This window comes from Micromonospora sp. NPDC005553 (assembly GCF_042871765.1).
GTDB lineage: Bacteria > Actinomycetota > Actinomycetes > Mycobacteriales > Micromonosporaceae > Micromonospora.
This window is the reverse complement of the sequence record NZ_JBIAJD010000001.1, coordinates 928,716-942,348: the sequence shown is the minus strand read 5'-3', so window position 1 is coordinate 942,348 and position 13,633 is coordinate 928,716. Positions and strand designations below refer to the sequence as shown.

Annotated in this window: 11 protein-coding genes; 8 read left to right on the top strand and 3 right to left on the bottom strand. The window is 71.0% G+C overall.

Features of this window, described 5'->3' with window-relative positions; translation table 11 throughout:
* Positions 1–131 precede the first annotated feature (131 nt).
* From ACFYPG_RS04300 to ACFYPG_RS04290, 3 genes are all read left to right on the top strand, one after another.
* Entirely contained in the window at positions 132–773 is a 642-nt protein-coding gene (locus ACFYPG_RS04300) for a GNAT family N-acetyltransferase (RefSeq protein WP_387350172.1), read from the top strand.
* Positions 774–894: 121 nt separating this feature from the next.
* Positions 895–1,041, top strand: a complete 147-nt coding sequence (locus ACFYPG_RS04295) for a hypothetical protein (RefSeq protein ID WP_167337290.1) — start codon at positions 895–897, stop codon at positions 1,039–1,041.
* 180 nt (positions 1,042–1,221) lie between these two features.
* Positions 1,222–3,255 carry a hypothetical protein gene (locus ACFYPG_RS04290; protein ID WP_387350170.1) on the top strand — a complete coding sequence of 678 codons (2,034 nt, stop codon included), beginning with the start codon at positions 1,222–1,224 and terminating at the stop codon, positions 3,253–3,255.
* A gap of 44 nt (positions 3,256–3,299) precedes the next feature.
* Here the strand turns inward: ACFYPG_RS04290 and ACFYPG_RS04285 are convergent, their stop codons facing one another.
* Complete coding sequence (locus tag ACFYPG_RS04285) at positions 3,300–3,881, bottom strand: TetR/AcrR family transcriptional regulator (RefSeq protein WP_387350168.1); 582 nt, start codon at positions 3,879–3,881, stop codon at positions 3,300–3,302.
* A gap of 125 nt (positions 3,882–4,006) precedes the next feature.
* Between ACFYPG_RS04285 and ACFYPG_RS04280 the strand changes: the two genes are divergently transcribed.
* The 5 genes from ACFYPG_RS04280 (at position 4,007) to ACFYPG_RS04260 (ending at position 9,476) form a co-directional block, all read left to right on the top strand.
* Entirely contained in the window at positions 4,007–5,455 is a 1,449-nt protein-coding gene (locus ACFYPG_RS04280) for a serine hydrolase domain-containing protein (protein ID WP_387350166.1), read from the top strand.
* Positions 5,456–5,626: 171 nt separating this feature from the next.
* Complete coding sequence (locus tag ACFYPG_RS04275; RefSeq protein ID WP_387350164.1) at positions 5,627–6,568, top strand: NBR1-Ig-like domain-containing protein; 942 nt, start codon at positions 5,627–5,629, stop codon at positions 6,566–6,568.
* A 196-nt stretch (positions 6,569–6,764) separates the two neighbouring features.
* The gene (locus tag ACFYPG_RS04270; protein WP_387350163.1) at positions 6,765–7,628 is read left to right on the top strand and encodes a peptidoglycan-binding protein; all 864 of its coding nucleotides are present in this window, start codon (positions 6,765–6,767) and stop codon (positions 7,626–7,628) included.
* Positions 7,629–7,661: 33 nt separating this feature from the next.
* Entirely contained in the window at positions 7,662–8,546 is an 885-nt protein-coding gene (locus ACFYPG_RS04265) for a peptidase inhibitor family I36 protein (protein ID WP_387350161.1), read from the top strand.
* A 6-nt stretch (positions 8,547–8,552) separates the two neighbouring features.
* Positions 8,553–9,476: a peptidase inhibitor family I36 protein gene (locus ACFYPG_RS04260; RefSeq protein WP_387350159.1), complete on the top strand. Its 924-nt coding sequence runs from the start codon at positions 8,553–8,555 to the stop codon at positions 9,474–9,476.
* Positions 9,477–9,548: 72 nt separating this feature from the next.
* Here ACFYPG_RS04260 and ACFYPG_RS04255 read toward each other — a convergent pair whose 3' ends face one another.
* Both ACFYPG_RS04255 and ACFYPG_RS04250 read right to left on the bottom strand, forming a co-directional pair.
* The gene (locus ACFYPG_RS04255) at positions 9,549–12,422 is read right to left on the bottom strand and encodes an FAD-binding and (Fe-S)-binding domain-containing protein (protein WP_387350158.1); all 2,874 of its coding nucleotides are present in this window, start codon (positions 12,420–12,422) and stop codon (positions 9,549–9,551) included.
* Between the two features lie 25 nt (positions 12,423–12,447).
* Entirely contained in the window at positions 12,448–13,632 is a 1,185-nt protein-coding gene (locus ACFYPG_RS04250) for an anhydro-N-acetylmuramic acid kinase (protein WP_387350156.1), read from the bottom strand.
* Position 13,633: the final 1 nt, after the last annotated feature.

Below are 13,633 nucleotides of genomic sequence, written 5' to 3'. Positions count from 1 at the left end.
CCCACAGCTGCTCACCTCGCGCGGCAGGATGTCTCAAGACTGTTTGGTCGCGCGGTGACAAGGGGCGGGACGCGCATCGCCGCGTCCGCCCTCGGCAGCCGCGCGGTCGGGGGACCGAGGAGAGGGCGACAATGGCCAGCACGTTGACCGACATCCTGGACGCGGCGGCGCACGGGCACTTCCCGCCACCGGACGGTGGAACCACAGTGGTGCCACAACCAAGCCGCCGTGACGCAGGAGTCATCGCCTTCACCGGACACTCGGTGGTGTTCACCGACGAGGACCCCCAGTGGGTACGCCGTACGTTGGCGACTGTCGAGTGCGACCCACTGGCGGCCACGATGAATCCGCGTTTCCTGGGTGCACTGCTCGACCAAACTCGGCGCTCCATGGACACGATCGATCTGCTGACCGTGGCGAGCAGCCTTGACGGGCCACCTCCACTGCCGCTGACCGAGCTGGCCGACGCGGGTCATCCTCGCGAGGTCAGGGCACGTCGACGTCGTGACGACATCCGTGTCTGGGCCGCCGATGGTGGGGTGGTCGTGCTCGGCCGCGGGGTGGCCGGCCGATGGGAGGCGGCGACAGAGGTCGACGACGAGCGTCGTCACCGGGGTCTGGGAAGGGCGCTGGCGACGGCCGCCCGACACCTGGTGCCCGACGGTCAGCCGGTCTGGGCCCAGCAGGCCGTCGGCAACGCGCGCAGCGTGCGCGCGTTCCAGGCGGCGGGTTTTCGACCGGTGGGCGCCGAGGCGCTGCTGCGCGCGACGTAGACACCGCGGACGCACCACTGTGGGCCGAACCGTGATCAGCAGGAGGTTTTCCGAGATCACGCCGGGGGGTATCCCGGCGGTTGAAGGCAGCCGCCCGCTACCCCTGATTGAGGAGAGCACCATGTCGGTCCAGGCATTTCTCTACGTTGTCGCCGTCATCCTGATCGTGCTCGCTGCTCTGCCGCTCCCCACGAGGGGTGTCTCGCTCGCGCTTCTGGGCGCCGCCTGCGCCCTGCTGGCCTACGCCTGGCCGGTGATCACCGACTGACCTTCTTCTGAGGCGTCGTCGCGCGGCCGGTGGCCGGCAGCCAGGGTGTGTGGGCTGCCGGCCACCGGCCTGCGTCGGGCAAGGTCACGGGCGGACACATCGATGCTTGCTGAGTTTCTTTCACAAGCGTAGGAAGGACACCACCCGTCGATCCGCCGTCCAGCGTCGAAGGAGATGCGTGTGACCACCTCCAGAGGGCTCCGTCTCGCCGTGTCCGTGCTGGTGACGGCGGGTGCCGTACTGCTCGGCACGGCGGCCCCCGCCGCACCGCCAAGGACACCCTCACCGGCCGGGCATCCGTCCTGCGACCCGATCGACCCGGCGGCCTGCCTGCTGCCGTTCCCGAACGACTACTTCACCGTGGCGGACCGGAGCAGCCCCACCGGCAAGCGGGTGCGGTTCGCCACCGCCGCGATGCCCGCCAACGTGCAGGGAACCCCGATCGACCCGACGGAGTGGAACCGGCAGGACGGGTTCAGCCCCGGCTCACCGATCCTGGTGCGCGTACCCGGTCTCGACGCCGCGGCCAGCGGGATCGCGCCGGTCACCGACATCGGCCGCTCGCTGGCGCCGAACGCGCCGATCGTGCTGCTCAACACCCGGACCGGTGAGCGCACGCCGTACTGGGCCGAGTTGGACGCGCACGCCACCGGCCAGCCCGACCGGCAACTGCTGATCATCCGGCCGGCGGTGGCGCTGACCGAGGGCACCCGCTACGTCGTCGGGTTGCGCGGCCTGCGGGACGGTGACGGGGCGTCGATTCCGGCGCCGAAGACGTTCACGGCGTACCTGTCCGGTGCCGGCCTCAAGCAGCGGGACGCGCGGGGGTCGCAACTGAGGCGGATCGTCGCCGAGCTGAGCCGGGCCGGCGTCAAGCGGCACAGCCTCTACCTGGCCTGGGACTTCACGGTGGCCAGTCGGCAGGGGCTGACCGGGCGGATGTTGGCGGTCCGGGACGACGCGTTCGCCGACCTCGGCCGGGCCGCGCCGCCGGTCACCGTCACCCAGGTGACCGACTATTCACCGGAGCAGGATCCGCTGATCGCCCGGCAGGTGACCGGCACCGTCGGCGTACCGTCCTATCTGACCGGCGATGGCGGGCCCGGCTCCCGCCTGCACTACGGGCCAGCCGGCGGCGCCGGGACGCCGCCCACGCCGAACGCCCTGCCCACACCGTCCGGCGCGACGGTGGCGGCCGACTTCGTCTGCAACATCCCGCGCAGCGCCTCGGCTACGCGGCCGGCTCACCTCTCGCTCTACGGCCACGGACTGCTCGGCCGACCGACCGAGATCAACGCCGGCAACGTCAGGACGATGTCGAACACCCACAACTTCACCTTCTGCGCGACCAGTTGGATCGGCATGGCCGCCGCCGACGTTCCCTTCGTGGCCAACGCCTTCACCGACCTCAGCGCCTTCCCCGCGGTGGCGGACCGGTTGCAGCAGAGCTTCCTGAACTTCCTCTTCCTGGGTCGCGCGATGATCCACCCGGCTGGGTTCGCCGCCCACCCGGCGTTTCGGGACGCCACCGCCCGGCCGCTGATCGATCGCGTCGGCGGGCTGCACTACGACGGCAACAGCCAGGGCGGCATCAACGGAGGTGCCCTCACCGCCATCGCCCAGGACTGGACCCGGTCGGTGCTCGGCGTACCGGCGATGAACTACTCCACGCTGCTGCAACGCAGCGTGGACTTCGCGCCGTTCCAGAGCGTGCTGGACGGCTACTACCCGGACAGGGTCGACCAACAGCTGGTCCTCGCGCTGCTGCAGATGTTGTGGGACCGGTCCGAGGCCAACGGGTACGCCCAGCACATGACCGATCGGCCGCTGCCGCGTACACCGGCGCACCAGGTGTTGATGCACGTGGCCTTCGCCGACCAGCAGGTCTCGCCCGCCGCGGCGGAGGTGCAGGCGCGCACCATCGGCGCACGCCTGCACACCCCCGCGCTCGCCGACGGCTGGTCACTGGACGTGCGACCGTACTGGGGCATCACGCCGATCCGCCGCTACCCGTACACCGGCTCGGCGATCGTGATCTGGAACAGCGGCGCGGCGTACGCGCCGCCACCGACCAACCTCGCCCCGGCGGGGCCGGAGTACGGCGACGATCCGCACGAGTTCCCCCGCGCCCAGGCCGGAGCCCAGAAACAGAAGGCGGTCTTCCTGCTCACCGGCAAGGTCGTCGACGTCTGCGCGCAGACACCCTGCCCGTGACGCCCGGCCCGCCGGGACCACCACCCCGGCGGGCCGGCGCGGTGCTAGGTCCGTGGCGTCATCCCCACGAGCAGAGCAGTGAGTACGCGATCGACGTACTCGTGGGTCAGCGGCTCCTGCGTGATGAGGAGCTGGAAGTAGAGCGGGCCGGACAGGATCGACATGGCCACGGCCAGGTCGAAGTCGGATGAGATCTGCCCCCGCTGCTGTGCGCTCCGCAGCCGGGCGACGGTCCGGTCGGCCTGCGGGCGGATGAAGCGTTCGTTGAGCGCGGCGGCGACCATCGGATCGTGCTGGGCCTCGCCGATCAGGGCCCGGTAGAGGGGGCCCAGTGGCGGCTGACCCAGGAGGTCGACCGCGGCGTGGATCTGTTGGCGCAGGTCGGCCACGATGTCGCCGGTGTCGGGATATTCGAGTGCGGGTTCGCCCGAGGTGAGCACCGCGTCCAGGAACAGGGTGCCCTTGGAGGGCCAGCGCCGGTAGATCGTGTGCTTGCCGACGCCGGATCGGGCCGCGACCCCTTCGATGCTGAGTTTGGCGTAACCAATTTCCTGCGCCAACTCCAGCGTCGTTCGCATGATCGCGTTGGTCCGGTCGGCGGCCCTGGTGCGGCGGTCGTCGGTCATGCCGCCACTGTAGCGGCACGGCACGTGCCGTTGACAATTCGCTGGGTGCGTGGCCAGACTGAGCGCGGCCCACGAGCGGCACGGCACGTGCCGTGCCGATGCCTGATCGACTGAAGGGAAGCACCATGACCGAGACGCTGAGCCGGAACGCCGACAGCGGCCCGCACCCCCCGTCTGTACGGAGGTCGAGCACCAGTCGATTCGACGTCGACAGCTGGCAGCGGCGATTCGACGAGCTGCGCCACACGCACCACGTCCCCGGCGCGAGCCTGGCCGTGCTGCTGGACGGGCAGATCCACGAGCTGGCGAGTGGTGTGCTGCACCGGGACACCGGCGTGGCGGTCACCCCGGACTCGGTGTTCCTGTCCGGCTCGATCGCGAAGGTCTACACCGCAACGCTCATCATGCGGCTCGCCGACGAGGGAAAGCTGGACCTGCACGCTCCGGTCGTGGACGTGCTGCCGGAGTTCGCCACCCCGGATCCGGAGGCGACGAGGACGATCACCATTCGGCAGTTGCTGTCCCACACCGGCGGCGTGACGAATGACTTCAACTTCGACGGTGGCCGGGGTGACGACTGCCTCGCCCGATACGTCAGCGCCGCCCGACGAGTGGCGCTGGACTGCCCGCCCGGCACCGCCATCTCGTACGGTGGGCTCGGTTACATCGTCCTGGGTCGCGTGGTTGAAAAGCTCACCGGTCTGACCTGGGACCAGGCCCTCAAGAGCCTGCTGTTCGAGCCGCTCGGCCTGGAACGCTCGATGACGCTGCCGGAGGAGGCCCTGCGCTTCCGCGTCGCCATGAGCCACCTGGGCGAATCCGGCGGCTATCCCGACCCGGCCCCGTCCTGGGACCTGATGCCCCGCTCTATCGGTCCGGCAGGCAGGGTCATCGTCTCTGCCGCCGACATGGCCCGCTTCGCCCGGATGCACCTCGACGGCGGCCTCGCGCCCGACGGCACGCGGGTGCTGTCCACCGATGCTGTCGCCGCCATGCGACACCGAGCGGTCGACGTACCCGACAAGTGGACGGTGAGCGCCGACGGGTGGGGCCTGGGTTGGACGCTCTACGACTGGGACGGCATCCCCGGCTACGGCCACGACGGCGCGGCCATCGGCCAGTACGCGTACCTGCGTGTCGTCCCGTACGCGAACCTAGCGCTGGTCCTGATGACCAACGGCGGGGCGGCCCGCCTGCTCTACGCCGACCTGTTCCGCGACCTGCTGGCCGAACTCGCCGACGTCACAATGCCCGCGCCGTTCGCCCCGGCCCCCGTGCCACAGTCGATCGACCTAGAACCGCTGCTCGGCACGTACCGGCGCGAGGGCGTCGTCCTCACCGTCTCCCTCACCGACGACGGCTCGCCCCACCTGCGGTACGAATTCGTCGACGAGATGGCGGACATGTCCCCACCCCTGGAGATGGACCTGGAACCGGTCACCGCAACCGTCTTCGCCGCCTCCGGCGCGGGACCGTCCTTCAGCGAGGACTACATGCCTGTGGTCTTCTCCACCCTCACCAACGGCACCCAGGTCTGCTACGTGGGAATGCGCGCCACGCCCAAGGTCGCCTGAACAGCCCGGCGGGGCGTCGGCTGTGCCAGCGCCCGCCGGGGGAGGCATCGACCTCGCCCGGTCAGCAGCGCACCTCGGTCGATGCACCACATTGATGGCGGCCTTGTCCGGATCGGTACCCTCTGGCACGCTCTGACAACGCCGGACGACGTCGTCTGACATGGGGGAGTGATGAAGGACCAGCGTGCCGCCACCCAGTCGCTTCAGGACAGACAGGCCGCCGAGAGGTTCGCCGAGCAGCTTCGGACCTTGCGGACCAGCGTGGGTGACCCGTCGTTCCGGAAGATGGCCGGGCGCTCGGGCCGGATCTCGCACACCACGCTGCACGAGGCCGCCGCCGGCACCAGGTTCCCCTCCTGGGAGACGGTCCGGGAGTTCGTCCGCGCCTGCGAGGCGGATGAGGCCCAGTGGCGGCGTCGCTGGGAGGACGCGCAGCGTCCCGCGTCCGTTCACGGCTCAGCGGACGGCGATACCGCCCCGGAGACGACCGGGCCCGTCGCGTCTGTCGTTCCCGTGCCGTCGCCGGAGCGGCAGAACCCGCTGCGGGGCACCGACTATCCGCCGACCGACCAGGACGCCGCGAGGGGACGGCGGCACCGTTTGCCGTGGCTCGCCGCCGCCGCTGTGGTCCTGGTGGTGGCGATGGTCGCCGTGCTGGGCGTCGTCGTCCGCGGCCGGTCGTCCCGGGACACCCCCGGCACCGTGGCGGCGTCGTCCACACCGACCGTGTCGCCGTCGGCGTTCTCGGACTCGCTGATCCCCGGCGACTCGAGCAAGTTCATCGCAGACGTCACCATTCCCGACGGCACCCGGGTGCGGGTCAACTCCCAGTTCGTCAAGGTGTGGGCGCTCAAGAACGTGGGGAAGGTGGCCTGGCACAACCGTTTCCTGGCGCGGACCAACCCGACCGCCGATGCCGACGGTTGCCAGGTGCCGGATCGGGTGGCGATCGGTGACACACCACCTGACGAGCAGGTGATGATCAGTGTCGAGGTCACCGCGCCCAGCCGCCCCGGAAAGTGCTGGGTGAGCTGGAAGATGGTCGACGAGAACGGACAGGAGTTTTTTCCCACCCGCCGGCCGGTGTACTTCATGGTCACCGTCACCACCTGAACGCGCTCTCGGCCGCTGCCGGAGTGCGATCGCCCGATGTCAGCCCGGACGCCACCGAATCTGACAACACCACATCCATCGAGGTCGGCGAGGGCCTGACGGATCTGACAGCACAACAGGGGTACCGAACAGCAGGCCGCTTCTCGCATGGTGATGTCCGTTCCGAACGACTCACCAATTGCGAGGAGGATCGACAGTGCGCCGTCCCTGGTTGTCCGTCGGGCTCGCCGCGCTCTGCGTGGCCGCCGGCGTCCCGGCCCACGCCGGAGCCGCGACATCCGGCGCCACAGCGCAGCAGCCCGTCACCACGGCCGCGCGGCCGGTCGTGGACATGGAGGCCACCGTCCTGGCGGCCCAGATCGACCCCCGCCGTGCCGACAACACACTGACCCCGGGCGCGAAGAACTCCGTGCTCGCCGTCGAGCAGGCACTCCAGGCGCGGGGCCTGCTGAACGCACAGTGGGTCGACGGCTACTTCGGGACCGTCACCGTCTCGGCGTACGCGGCGTACCAACGCTCACTCGGCTACACCGGGCTGGCCGCCAACGGGCTACCCGGCACGACGTCGCTGACGAAGCTCGGGCTGAACCGTTACACAGTCGGCAACACGATCGGCCCGGGCGCGAAGGTCCCGCGTGACGGCTACGTCGTCAACGCCCGCACCCAGGCCATGCTGGCCGAGGCGCAGCGTCTGCTTGGCTACTCGCTGGTGCTCGAGCAGGGCTCCTACAACCCCGGGGGCGACCCCACCTCGGCCGGTACGCACGACGGCGGGGGTGTGGTGGACATCGCGGTCACCGGCATGACCGCGGCCAGGCGCACCGCCGTCGCCAGGGCCCTGCGTCAGGTCGGCTTCGCCGCCTGGGTCCGTAGCCCGAGTCAGGGCGACTGGCCGTGGCACATCCACGCCACCGCGATCAGCGACACGGACCTGTCCAGCCAGGCACAGCACCAGGTCGGCGACTACTACCTGGGCATGAACGGCCTTGCCAACCAGGGACCGGACGACGGCCCCCGGGTCCCGATCACGACCTGGGAGCAGTACCAGCGCGGGCAGTGACCCGCACCCTCTCACCGTTCCGGAAAGGACACCATGAATATCCGTAAGAGCCTCGCCGCCGTCGGCGTCGCGCTGGCCGCGACCACCTCGATCCTCAGCGTCGCATCGCCCGCGTCGGCGGCGGCCCGAGACGGGGTCTGCGACAGTGGCGAGTTCTGCTACTACTACAACAGCGACAACGCGGGTTCGGTCTCTGACTTCACCGGGTCGCTCGACGACTACGGCACCGAGCAGCCGTCGTGCTACGACTTCAAGGGCGCTGGCGCCGGAAAGGGGCTGTGCATCAAGAACGAGGCCGCCTCGGTCTGGAACCGCAGCACCAAGACCGTGCGCGTCTATTACAACAGCGGCTACGCCGGTTCCTACCAGGACTTCGCGGCCGGCGCGAAGGGAAACCTCAACGCCACGCTGAAGAACAACAACGCCTCGCACCAGTTCTCGCCGTCGGCGCGCACGAACCTGTCGTACGGCCTCTACCAGGCCAGCGGCGGCACTGTCACGTGCGGCTTCGACGGTTACACCACCACGCCCGGGCGGCACGAGGGCATCGACATCGCCCGCAGCGTCGGCTCGGACGTGCGGGCCCTGGTCTCCGGAACGGTCATCTACGTCGCGCGGGGCAACACCGGCAGCGGCGGCCTGTCCACGATCTCCGTCTACAACTCCTCGCTCAACAAGACGGTGATCTACCTGCACACCGCGCCGAAGTCCGGGGTGAGCGTGGGCGACGCCATCAGCAAGGGCGAGATCATCGCCGATGAGTCGTGGCACGGGGTGTCGTCGAGCTCGGGCGCGCACACCCACGTCGAGGTCCGGGCCGGCCGGCAGACCCACGCGGCCGTCAGCGTCGGCGACCCCACCCTGGACAACGCCGACCCGACCTCGTTCTGGAACTCCCAGGGCTACAACGAGAAGTAGGACGCGATGAATTTCCGCAAGGGCCTCGCCGTCGTCGGTGCCGTCCTCGCCATGTCCACCTCCATCCTGAGTGTCGCGTCGCCGGCAGCGGCGGCCACACGGGACGGAACCTGCGACAGCGGTGAGTTCTGCTACTACTACAACAGCAACCAGGCCGGCTCGGTCTCCGACTTCACCGACTCACTGGACGACTACGGCACGACCCAGCCGACCTGCTACGACTTCAAGGGTTCAGGCAGCGGCAAGGGCCTGTGCGTGAAGAACAACGCCGCGTCGGTGTGGAACCGCACCGGCAAGACCGTGCGGGTCTGGTTCAACAGCAACTTCGCCGGTGCGAGCCAGGACTTCACGTCCGGCACGAAGGGCAACCTCAACGCCACGCTGAAGAACAACAACGCCTCGCACGAGTTGCTGAGCGGGCCGACGGGCTGTAGCACCGACGGCACCAACAGCAAGCTGCCGAGCACCATCCTCGTCTACCGGGTCGGTCTCGGCCGGGTCGACCGGGTCGACTTCAAGACGTACGTCAAGAACGTCCTCCCGAACGAGTGGATCACGAGTTGGCCGTCCGCCTCGCTGGACGCCGGTGCGATGGCCGTCAAGAGCTACGGCTGGTACTGGGCGCTGCACTCGACCCGGAAGACGTCCGGCGGGCAGTGCTACGACGTTCGTGACGACACCGGTGACCAGGTCTACCGGCCGTCGTCGGCACAGACGTCGACGTCCGCAGCGGTGGACCGGACCTGGTCGGCCCGGATGACCCGGAGCGGCAACATCCTGCGGGCGCACTACTGTGCGACGACGACCGCATGCGGTGGCTGGGTGGACGGGGACTGGCTGTCGCAGTACGGCTCGCGTGACCTCGCCAACGAGGGCAAGAGCTACCAGGCGATCCTGCGCTACTACTACCGCGACATCGCCCTCTCCTGAGGGTTCCACGCACCGAACGCGCCGCCCGCCGCAGATCCGTGGCGGGCGGCGCGCTCATGGGCACGGCGCCGGTTACGCCAGCGGCTCGATCGCCTCGACGAGCACCTCGAGCACATGCCGGTACGGCTGGCCGGTGGCCCGGCTCATGCCCATCTCGCAGGTGCGGTTGCAGGAGGCGTACGCGTCGTGGTCGCGCTCATTGATCTCGGCGGCCTGCGCCGCCGTGGCGCCGGCCGTGACTTCGGGGTGCAGCAGCCCCCGGTCACCGGCGAAGGCGCAGCACCCCCAACTGTCCGGCACGGAGACGGTGTCGGCGACCGCCCCGGCCACGGCGCGCAGGTCGTCGATGCCGCCCAGGTGCACAGTGGAGCAGGTGGGGTGCAGCGCCAGCGAGCCCAGTCGCCGGGGCTGCGGCAGCGCCGGCAGGAGGTGCTCGGCGGTGAAGGTCACGCTGTCGACGAAGCGCAGCGCGCCGTAGCGTGCCTGATCCTCCTCGGCCAGCGCGGCCGTCAGCTGCGTCAACCCGTGCGTGCACGATGACGCGTCGCACACGACAGGCAGGCGACCCTCGTCACTGGCCGTCCAGAGCGCTTCCAGGGTCCGCTGCGCCATCTCGCGGTGGCCGGCGGGGTAACCCTTGGACTGCCACGGGGTTCCGCAGCACAGCCCCGCCGTGCCGGTCGGTACGACGAGCGGCACCCCCGCCAGTTCGCAGAGGCGCAGAAACGCCGCCGCCGACCCGCCGGACGAGCCGTCCTCGGGAGCGAAGAGACTGCCGACGCAGGCCGCGAAGAACACCGCCTGGGCGTCCGGCGCGCTGCGCGGGGTGGGGCGGGGCGCGCCGGCACGGGGCATGTCGTCGGTCCACAGTGGCACTAGCTCGGCCGCGCCGAGCCCACGGATCATCCCGGTGGCGGCGCGGGTGACCGGTGTCGGCACTGCGTGCGCGGCGGTCAGCCCCACCCGGACGCCCGTCACGGCGGCCTGCCAGTGCTTCGCGGCGGTGCGGGCGGTGCGCTGGGCGCGAGGGCTGTGCCGCTCGGCGCGCAGCCGTTTCATCGCCGCCCCGGTGTCGATGCCGACCGGGCAGGCGGTGACGCAGAGGCTGTCCGCGGCGCAGCTGTCCACTGCGGCGTACTCGTAGTCGGCGGTCAGCTCCCGGCGGCGCTCCTCGTCGCCGGCGGCGGTGGCGAGGGCGATCTGCCGTTGCAGGACGATGCGCTGCCGGGGTGTGGTGGTGACGTCGGCGGTGGGGCAGACCGGCTCGCAGTAGCCACACTCGACGCAGGCGTCCAGCTCGGGGTCGACCGTCGGGACGGCCTTGAGCTGCCGCAGGTGCACGGTCGGGTCGTCGTTGAGCAGCACACCGGGGTTGAGTAGGCCGCTCGGGTCGCACAACCGCTTGAGTTCACGCATCACGTCGTACAGTTCGTCGCCGTACTGCCGGCGGACGAAGGGTGCCATGGCCCGACCGGTGCCGTGCTCCGCCTTGAGTGTCCCGCCCTCGGCGAGCACCAGGTCGACCATGTCGTCGGTGAACCGGGCGTAGCGCTCGATCTCGGCGGGGGTGTCGAAGGACTGGGTCAGCATGAAGTGCAGGTTGCCGTCCCGGGCGTGTCCGAAGATCACCGCATCCGGGTAGCCGTGCCTGTCGAACAGGCGGATCAGCCCGTCGCAGGTGCCGGTCAGGCGTGGCATCGGCACCGCGACGTCCTCCAGCAGGGCCGTGGTGCCGGGCGGGCGGGCCCCGGCGACGGCGGTGTAGAGGCCCTTACGCAGGTGCCAGAGGTTGGCCCGTTCGCGTGGGTCGCGGGTCAGCTCGGTGCCGGTGACGGCCGGCAGCCGGTCGAGTACGGGCCGGGCGTCAGCCAACGTCGCGGCCAACTGCTCCGCGCTGTCCTCGGCGAACTCCACCAGCAGCGCGGCGTGCCCGGTGACCGTCAGCCCGCGCAGGGCCGTGCTGGCACCCGGGTCGCGCTGGCTGACCCGCAGCGCGGCCGCGTCGAGCAGCTCGGCGGTACGGGCGCCGGCGGCGAGCAGCGCCGGCAGCGCGTCGGTGGCGTCGGTGAGACCGGGCAGGATCAGCAGGCCGGTGGCGGCGTGGCCGTGGATCTCGACGGTACGGAAGACGGCCTCGGCCACGAAGCCGAGCGTGCCCTCGCTGCCGATCATCAGGTGGGCGAGCATCTCGACCGGGGTGCTGTGGTCGAGCAGGGAGTTCAGCCCGTACCCCATGGTGTTCTTCATGGCGAACAGCCGCTCGATGGTGGCGCGCGACCCCGGCGTCGAGCGCACCCGGTCGCGCAGGCGCAGTAGCCCGGCGTGCAGCTCGGGCTCGTCGGCCCGCAGCCGGTCGTCGGCGTCGCGGGCGCCGGAGTCGACGACGGTGCCGGACGGGAGCACGAAGCGCAGCGACTCCATGGTGCGGTACGCGTTGTCGGTGGTGCCGCAGGTCATCCCGCTGGAATTGTTGGCGACCATGCCGCCCACAGTGCAGGCGGCCTCGCTGGCCGGGTCCGGGCCGAGTCGGCGTCGGTAGCGGGCCAACCGGGCGTTGGCCTGCCGGATCGTCAGGCCCGGCTGGAGCCGGATGCGGCGGCCGTCGTCGAGGACCTCGGCGTGACGCCAGTCGGTGCGGACGTCGACCAGCACGCCCGCGCCGCCGGCCTGCCCGGCCAGGCTGGTGCCGCCGCCGCGCAGGGTCAGCGGCACGCCGGCCTCGCGGGCGCCGGCCATCAGCGCCCCCACCTCGGCGGCCGAGGAGGCGCGGACCACGGCCTGCGGCTCGAACAGGTACGGCGAGGCGTCGTGTGCCGCCGCCAGCCTCCGGGGCAGCTCGGCGCTGGCCCGGTTCGGATCGTCGAGACGCGAGCGCAGCAGGTCGGCGACCTCGCGGGCGCGAGCGCCGGCAGCGCTCGGCGGCGGCACGGGTACGACGGTGCTCATGGGCGGATCCTCCGAGAAGGGATGGTCAGTCGGCCACCGGAGACGCGACGACAAGCAACCGGGCGGGGGCGGTGCTGGCCGGAGCCGGCAGCCGCAGCGGCTGCCGGCCAGGGGTGATGCTGCCGAGCACCGAGGCGTGCCGCGCGCCGGTGCCCGAGGGCAGGGCGCCGGGCAGCCCGTGCACGGTCAGGTAGCCCAGCAGCGCGAAGGCCAGCGCCTCCTTGGCGTCCGACGCGATGCCCAGGTCGTCGCTGGAGGACAGCTGGACGCCGGGCAGCTCGTCGGCGAGCATGCGCATCAGGGTCGGGTTGTGTGCGCCGCCGCCGGAGACGACGAGCCGGGTGACGCCGTGGTCGCGGCAGGCGCCGGCCACAGTGACCGCCGTCAGCCGGGTGAGCGTGGCCAGCACGTCCTGCGGGTCCGGTGTGGGCGCGTCGGCGAGGGCGGCGAGCAGGTAGGGCAGATGGAACAGCTCTTTCCCGGTGCTCTTCGGGCCGGGCAGCCGGTAGTACGGCTCGTCGAGCAGCCGCCGCAGCAGGTCCGGGTTCACCTGCCCGGCAGCCGCCCCGCGCCCGTCCCTGTCGTACTCCTCGGTGCCCCCGCTGAAGTGGCGGGCGGCGGCGTCGAGGAGTGCGTTCGCCGGGCCGGTGTCGAAGGCGAGTGGGTCCGCGTCCGGCGCTACGACAGTGATGTTGGCGATGCCGCCCAGGTTCAGCGCGGCCGGGACGCCGGGTAGGCCACCCAGCAGCAGTGTGTCGAAGAGGGCGACCAGGGGGGCGCCCTGGCCGCCGGCGGCCACGTCGCGGCTGCGCAGGTCGGACACGACCGGAAGGCCGGTGGCCTCCGCTATCCAGGCCGGCTGACCCAGCTGGAGAGTGCCCCGAACCCTGCCCGCCTCCACCCAGTGGTGCATGGTCTGCCCGTGCGAGACGACCAGGTCGGCTTTGCCGTCGCACAGCTGGGCGAGGGCCCGCACGCCGGACTCGGCGAAGGACTGGCCGATGCCGGTGTCCAGCACGCAGATCGCCTCGGTGGTGGTCGGCGCCGGCGGCAGGGCGGCGGCGATCTGCGTGCGCAGCTCGTCGGAGTACGGATGGCTGAGCCGCCCCAGCGGTCGCATCCGCACTGTGTCGCCGCTGAGGTCGAACTCGGCGGCGGCGGCTTCGATGCCGTCGTAGGAGGTTCCGGACATCAGGCCGATCACGCGCATC

What these genes read in the sequence shown, in the direction of transcription:
- ACFYPG_RS04300 (WP_387350172.1), top strand. Translation starts at nt 132, where the DNA reads ATGGCCAGCACGTTGACCGACATCCTGGACGCGGCGGCGCACGGGCAC.
- ACFYPG_RS04275 (WP_387350164.1), top strand. Translation starts at nt 5,627, where the DNA reads ATGAAGGACCAGCGTGCCGCCACCCAGTCGCTTCAGGACAGACAGGCC.
- ACFYPG_RS04260 (WP_387350159.1), top strand. Translation starts at nt 8,553, where the DNA reads ATGAATTTCCGCAAGGGCCTCGCCGTCGTCGGTGCCGTCCTCGCCATG.
- ACFYPG_RS04295 (WP_167337290.1), top strand. Translation starts at nt 895, where the DNA reads ATGTCGGTCCAGGCATTTCTCTACGTTGTCGCCGTCATCCTGATCGTG.
- ACFYPG_RS04250 (WP_387350156.1), bottom strand. Translation starts at nt 13,632, where the DNA reads ATGCGCGTGATCGGCCTGATGTCCGGAACCTCCTACGACGGCATCGAA.
- ACFYPG_RS04255 (WP_387350158.1), bottom strand. Translation starts at nt 12,422, where the DNA reads ATGAGCACCGTCGTACCCGTGCCGCCGCCGAGCGCTGCCGGCGCTCGC.
- ACFYPG_RS04285 (WP_387350168.1), bottom strand. Translation starts at nt 3,881, where the DNA reads ATGACCGACGACCGCCGCACCAGGGCCGCCGACCGGACCAACGCGATC.
- ACFYPG_RS04280 (WP_387350166.1), top strand. Translation starts at nt 4,007, where the DNA reads ATGACCGAGACGCTGAGCCGGAACGCCGACAGCGGCCCGCACCCCCCG.
- ACFYPG_RS04265 (WP_387350161.1), top strand. Translation starts at nt 7,662, where the DNA reads ATGAATATCCGTAAGAGCCTCGCCGCCGTCGGCGTCGCGCTGGCCGCG.